This window comes from Mesorhizobium sp. M7A.T.Ca.US.000.02.2.1 (assembly GCF_003996995.1).
Lineage (GTDB): Bacteria > Pseudomonadota > Alphaproteobacteria > Rhizobiales > Rhizobiaceae > Mesorhizobium.
This window is the reverse complement of sequence record NZ_RZTT01000385.1, coordinates 1-5,796: the sequence shown is the minus strand read 5'-3', so window position 1 is coordinate 5,796 and position 5,796 is coordinate 1. Positions and strand designations below refer to the sequence as shown.

The 5,796-nt window shown below is 61.5% G+C and carries 9 protein-coding genes and 1 pseudogene; 9 read left to right on the top strand and 1 reads right to left on the bottom strand.

Annotation, left to right across the window (positions count from 1 at the left end; genetic code table 11):
* Positions 1 to 224: 224 nt before the first annotated feature.
* On the top strand, positions 225 to 794 hold the full coding sequence (locus EOD15_RS27200; protein WP_127269521.1) for a hypothetical protein: 570 nt from the start codon (positions 225 to 227) through the stop codon (positions 792 to 794).
* Positions 794 to 1,135, top strand: a complete 342-nt coding sequence (locus EOD15_RS27195; protein WP_127272493.1) for a DUF6105 family protein — start codon at positions 794 to 796, stop codon at positions 1,133 to 1,135. The genes EOD15_RS27200 and EOD15_RS27195 overlap by 1 nt, the downstream gene beginning before the upstream one ends.
* Here EOD15_RS27195 and ruvX read toward each other — a convergent pair.
* Complete coding sequence (ruvX, locus tag EOD15_RS27190) at positions 1,053 to 1,559, bottom strand: Holliday junction resolvase RuvX (protein ID WP_127321158.1); 507 nt, start codon at positions 1,557 to 1,559, stop codon at positions 1,053 to 1,055. The genes EOD15_RS27195 and ruvX overlap by 83 nt on opposite strands.
* A 123-nt stretch (positions 1,560 to 1,682) precedes the next feature.
* Here ruvX and EOD15_RS27185 point away from each other — a divergent pair, with 123 nt between their 5' ends.
* The 7 genes and pseudogenes from EOD15_RS27185 to EOD15_RS27155 all read left to right on the top strand — a co-directional run.
* Positions 1,683 to 2,390, top strand: a complete 708-nt coding sequence (locus EOD15_RS27185; RefSeq protein ID WP_127321157.1) for a metal-dependent hydrolase — start codon at positions 1,683 to 1,685, stop codon at positions 2,388 to 2,390.
* Between the two features lie 24 nt (positions 2,391 to 2,414).
* Positions 2,415 to 2,831, top strand: coding sequence for a hypothetical protein (locus EOD15_RS27180; protein WP_127321156.1), 417 nt, complete (start codon positions 2,415 to 2,417; stop codon positions 2,829 to 2,831).
* A gap of 118 nt (positions 2,832 to 2,949) precedes the next feature.
* The gene (gatC, locus tag EOD15_RS27175; protein ID WP_127272494.1) at positions 2,950 to 3,237 is read left to right on the top strand and encodes an Asp-tRNA(Asn)/Glu-tRNA(Gln) amidotransferase subunit GatC; all 288 of its coding nucleotides are present in this window, start codon (positions 2,950 to 2,952) and stop codon (positions 3,235 to 3,237) included.
* 8 nt (positions 3,238 to 3,245) lie between these two features.
* Positions 3,246 to 3,701: a GNAT family N-acetyltransferase gene (locus EOD15_RS27170; protein WP_127271852.1), complete on the top strand. Its 456-nt coding sequence runs from the start codon at positions 3,246 to 3,248 to the stop codon at positions 3,699 to 3,701.
* A complete protein-coding gene (locus EOD15_RS27165) occupies positions 3,701 to 5,266 on the top strand; it encodes an amidase family protein (RefSeq protein WP_127321155.1) in 1,566 nt (521 codons plus the stop codon). Before EOD15_RS27170 ends, EOD15_RS27165 begins: the two co-directional genes overlap by 1 nt.
* Positions 5,260 to 5,523, top strand: a complete 264-nt coding sequence (locus EOD15_RS27160; RefSeq protein WP_127380105.1) for a hypothetical protein — start codon at positions 5,260 to 5,262, stop codon at positions 5,521 to 5,523. Before EOD15_RS27165 ends, EOD15_RS27160 begins: the two co-directional genes overlap by 7 nt.
* A gap of 74 nt (positions 5,524 to 5,597) precedes the next feature.
* Positions 5,598 to 5,796 (top strand): annotated as a pseudogene (locus tag EOD15_RS27155) (YdcF family protein); the annotation flags it as partial.

The window sequence follows — 5,796 nt, the reverse complement described above, 5'->3', positions numbered from 1 at the left end:
ATCGACACTCTCTATCCGCCGGTGAACTGAGCGGCGATCATCGCAAAAACCGGCGCCATCCACAGTTTTGACGCGTTGGCGGGCATCCTCACGCGTATGGCTGATCACCGTTAACCTTAACAAATGGTTTCCGTTGCGATGGCGGACGGCAAGGCCCACTGTCCCGGCGCGAGCAGGGAATGGTTCAGATTGGCCGTCTCTTGCTTTGCGAAGCAGGAACACCGATGCGACAGGTACTGACCTCTTTTCTGGCCTTGCACTGGGCGATTGTTTTCGCCCTGCTTGCGCTCATCTGCATCGACGGAAACCGGGGTGTGGCGGCGGCACTCGGCGTGCTGGGCACCACAATCGAGGGTACCCGCTTCGTCGACCTCGACAATTTCGTTGTCGTGGCGCCGCTCGCCACCGCATTGCTTGTCGTCGCGGTTCTGTTTTTCTGGGCCTTTGTCGAAGCCCTGGTCAACGACGCGACCAGTCCCGGCGCCGACAGCGTCGCCCGCATCGCCTTCATCAGCGCGTCCGGCATGTTGTCGCTGATCGTCATCGGAGGTGCCGCGCAAGGCATCAACGGGCTGTTCATGGCAGTTGCCGTGCAGCTGACGGCACTTCTGGCGTCCTACGTCGCCATGCTTGCCGAGCGGCGGTCCGTGGTTGCGGCAGCGGCTTCCGGCGAAAGCGAGATCCATGCCGTCGCGCATGACATGGCAAAAGCCGCGGCTCACAATTCGCTGCTCTCACTCATATCAGGCCGAACGGTCTCCAAGACCGGCTCCAATCACAGGGGAGGCCGCTGATGCGTTACATCTTCGGGTTCTGGGCGGCGCCGATGGCGATTTTCTGGGGCTGGTTCTATCTGTCGGCCAATGACATCAATTTCGGCTACACGATGCTCAGCCGACAGATGCACGACTTCTTCTTCCAGCTCTATGGTCAGATGCTCGGCATCGATCCGGCGATCATTCCCGGCATGGTGGCGAAGACGTGCGTCTTCGACGGGTTGCTGCTGATGGCGCTTTGGGCTTTCCGCCGTCGCCGCGAAATCGCCGGCTGGGTCAAACAGCGGTGGGCGGGTCCGGTTCCGTTCGAGCGGATGCGTGGAGCGACTGAAGCCGGTCCAAAACTCCCTGCAGAATAAACGCGGCTGCCGCCGAATCGATCTTGCCGGCGCGCTTGCGGCGCGAGAAATCCATCTCGATCAGCGTCCTTTCGGCCGCGACCGTCGATAGTCTCTCATCCCAGAGCACGAAGGGCAGGTCGCTCATCTGGGCCATGTTGCGAACGAAGGCGCGCGATTTCTGCGCACGCGGACCTTCCGAACCGTCCATGTTGATCGGCAGCCCAATCACCACCGCGCCGGCATTCTCCTTATGCAGCAAGGCGAGCAGCACCGCCGCATCGAGCGAGAATTTCCTTCGCATGATGACCGGGCGCGGATGGGCGAAGGAGAATCTCTGGTCCGAGACCGCGACGCCGATCGTCTTGTCGCCGAGGTCAAGTCCCGCCAGCGTCTTGCCGCCGGTCAGCCGCGCCGGCAATTCCTCGATCGTGATAATGCCCACCGGCCGTCCTTCGCATTTCACCACCACGTGTTTTGTCAAACGCGTGGTGGACACAGTAACCCTTTGATCTCGGGGCCGTCGGCGTTCTATCCTTTGGCAAGATAAAAATCGAGGAATGCATTCATGAAACTGACCTGGTACGGCCACTCGGCCTTTCGCATCGAGACCGCTGATGCCAAGATCCTCATCGATCCTTATCTGATCGGCAATCCGTCCTGGAAGGGCGGCTGGGAGGGACCGGCCGAGGGAATCACGCATGTACTGCTGACGCATGGCCACAGCGACCACATCAGCGGCGCGCTGGAAGTGCTTGGCAAAAGCGGCGCCCAGCTAGTCGCCAATTTCGAGATCTGCATGTACCTGGTCGGCAAGGGCGCCAGCGACAAGAAGATCAACCCGGGCAACATCGGCGGCACCGTCGATTGCGGCGGCTTCACCACCACTTTCGTCCAGGCGCTGCATTCATCCTCGTTCCCCGGCGAAGGTGGCCAGAACACCTATCTCGGCAATCCGGGCGGCCTCGTCCTGCATTTCCCGGAAGACAAGACGCTCTACCACATGGGCGACACCGACATCTTTTCCGACATGGCGCTGATCAACGAGTTGCACGAGCCGAAGATCGGCATTGTGCCGATCGGCGACCGCTTCACCATGGGAGGCGCGGTGGCCGCACTTGCCTGCCGGCGCTTCTTCAAGTTCGACACCGTGGTTCCCTGTCACTTCGGCACCTTTCCGATGATCGACCCGACCGCCGACAAGTTCGAGGCCGGCCTGGAAGGATCCGGCATCAAGGTGGCTTTGCCCAAGATTGGCGAGACGATTACGATTTAGAAGCAGCCAAAATGGAATAAAACCATGGCTTTGAGGCAATCTTTTTGCGTTTCCATACTGGTCGCGGCGTCGCCTGCGCTCGCCGCGGATGATTTCATCGAAGGCGTCTACCTTCAGTCCGAGGAGCTTTGCAAACAGGCCAAGAAGGACACGCTGCAAACGCTGATCGACGCCGGCAACATCGTGCTTTCGGCATACGGCCTGCAAAGCGTCGAATACAATTGCGAGTTTCTGCAGATCAGCAAGGCGACGGCTTCGCCGAGCTGGGCGGTGACGGCCATCTGCCAGGAACCGGGTTATGTCTTTCCCGACGTTCTCTCGGTGACGCAAATGAACGCGAAGCAGATCGATCTCGTGTCGGTTCGGCCCGTCGACGACGAAAGCGAAGCAAGCGGCAACAGCGGCAGCTACTATCTGTGCGAAGGCGTTGCCCTGCCATAGACGTATTCTGAGAGCCGATGAGCGGGCCGTCGGCACAGCCTGGTCTCTCGCACGATGCATGTTGCGCAGCGCGCGCGGCGCCGCTATAGCCCGAACTGGTTTTCCCCGAGGCAAAAACATGTCCGTAGATCTTCAGACAGTGAAGCGCGTCGCGCATCTCGCCCGCATCGCGGTGAGCGAAGAGGATGCCGAACGGATGACCGGCGAGCTGAACGCCATTCTGGGCTTCGTCGAGCAGCTGAACGAGGTCGATGTTTCCGGTGTCGAGCCAATGACCTCGGTGACGCCGATGGACATGAAGAAGCGCAGCGATGTCGTCACCGACGGCGGCAAGGCGGCCGACATCGTCGTCAACGCGCCGGCGACCGAAGAGAATTTCTTCCTCGTGCCGAAGGTCGTGGAGTAAGTCCGCCGATGGCAATCGAGATCGCCATTGAGACGCCGCTCCAGGACGACCTGCGCGGGCTGGTCACCGAACTCAACGAGACCTTGCTCGAACTGACGCCGCCGGAGCATTGCTACCATTTGACGGTTGAGCAGATGGCCGGTCAGGACACGACGGTTTTCATCGCCCGAGATAAAGGCCTGGCCATTGGCTGCGGCGCGCTGAAGCGTCATGACGGCGCCATTGGCGAGGTCAAGCGCATGTATATCAGGCCGTCGCATCGCGGCCAGAAGATCGGCGCGAAAATCGTCGAGCGGGTCGAGGCGCTGGCGCGCAACGAGGGACTGAAGCGACTGGTGCTGGAGACGGGCGATCGTCATCCCGCGGCGTGGACAGTCTACGAACGCGCCGGGTTTTCGCGTTGCGGCCCGGTGCTGGATTATCCCGATTCTGAGTGGTCGGTGTTTTACGAAAAGAGCCTTTGATGAGCGACCTGACCCAGCTGACGATTTCACAGGCCCGCGCCAAGCTGCGCGGCAAGGAAATCACCGCGACCGAGATCACCGAGGCCTATCTCGGCGCTATCGAGCGCGCCAATCCGGCGCTCAATGCCTATGTCGCCGTGACCGGCGACAAGGCGCGCGACATGGCCAAGGCGTCCGACGCCAGGCTGGTCAAGGGCGAGGGCGGTGCGCTGGAAGGCATTCCGTTGGGGATCAAGGACCTGTTCGGCACCGAAGGCGTCCACACGCAGGCTTGCAGCCATGTGCTCGACGGGTTCAAGCCGCGCTACGAATCGACCGTTACGTCAAATCTGTGGGCCGACGGCGCCGTTATGCTCGGCAAGCTCAACATGGACGAGTTCGCCATGGGTTCGTCCAACGAGACGTCCTACTATGGTCCGGTCATCAATCCGTGGCGGCGCTCACGCCTCGATACTGCGGTGATGCCGACGACGCATCAGGGCGACGGCGGCTTCGTCTCGGCCGGCGGCACGAGGACCGTGCGCAGCCTGGACAATGCGCAGTTGGTGCCGGGTGGCTCTTCCGGCGGGTCGGCCACGGCAGTCTCCGCCTTCCTGTGCGCCGGCGCGACCGCGACGGATACTGGCGGCTCGATCCGCCAGCCGGCCGCCTTCACCGGGACGGTCGGCATCAAGCCGACCTATGGCCGCTGCTCGCGCTGGGGTATCGTCGCGTTCGCCTCGTCGCTCGACCAGGCCGGCCCGATCGCGCGCGACGTACGCGATGCCGCGATCCTGTTGCAGTCGATGGCCTCGGTCGATCCGAAGGACACGACGTCGGTCGACCGGCCGGTGCCGGACTATGAGGCCGCGATCGGCAAGCCGATCAAGGGCATGAAGGTCGGCATTCCCAGGGAATACCGCGTCGACGGCATGCCCGAAGAGATCGAGGCGCTGTGGCAGAAGGGCATTGCCTGGCTGAAGGACGCCGGCGCCGAGATTGTCGACATTTCCCTCCCGCACACCAAATACGCGCTGCCCGCCTATTACATCGTGGCGCCCGCCGAGGCTTCGTCCAACCTCGCCCGCTATGATGGCGTCCGCTACGGCTTGCGCGTGCCGGGCAAGGATATCGTCGACATGTATGAGAAGACCCGCGCCGCCGGTTTCGGCCGCGAGGTCAAGCGCCGCATCATGATCGGCACCTATGTGCTGTCGGCCGGCTACTACGACGCCTACTATCTGCAGGCGCAGAAGGTGCGCAATCTGATCAAGCGCGATTTCGAGACTGTCTTCGCCGCCGGCGTCGATGTCATCCTGACCCCGGCAACGCCGTCCGCCGCCTTCGGCGTCGCCGATGAGGACATGGCTGCCGATCCGGTCAAGATGTACCTCAACGACATCTTCACCGTCACGGTGAACATGGCCGGCCTGCCGGGCATCGCCGTACCCGCCGGGCTCGACGCCAAGGGCCTGCCGCTCGGGCTGCAACTGATCGGCCGGCCGTTCGACGAGGAAACGCTGTTCCAGACCGCCGCCGTCATCGAGCAGGCCGCAGGCACGTTCCAGCCGGAGAAGTGGTGGTAGAGAACGAAAAGATCATGTCGTATGGATTTGCCAGCTTGCTACTGCTGGCCATCCTTCTGCCGCTCTATTGCTACTGGCTTTGGCGCGGTGTTCCTGTACTGATCTCAGCTTTGAAAACGAAAACGCTCAAGACAAGGACAGGATTACACCGGAAAAGCGAAGATCCGGGAATATATTGGCTCGGCGTTGGTTTTTACATTTTGGCGTTGACCGTAATTCCGCTGTGCATATTTTCCATTGTGTATCCTTATTTGTAAGATATTGCCGCTATTCGTGCCAGAGCGTAGATTTCGTATAAATCGACGGGCACTCCGAGGGACATCCGGCTCCTATGTTCTTCTACCTTTCCAAGATCTTCTGGTTCTTCATCCAGCCGCTCAACCTGGCGATCTTCCTGCTGCTGGCGGGATTGCTCGCGGCCATGATCGGGCGCCGGCGGCTGGCGGCCACCGGCAGCGTGCTGGCATTTCTGCTCCTTGCGTTGTCGGCGTGGACGTCGCTCGGCGCCATGATGCTCAATCCGCTGGAAG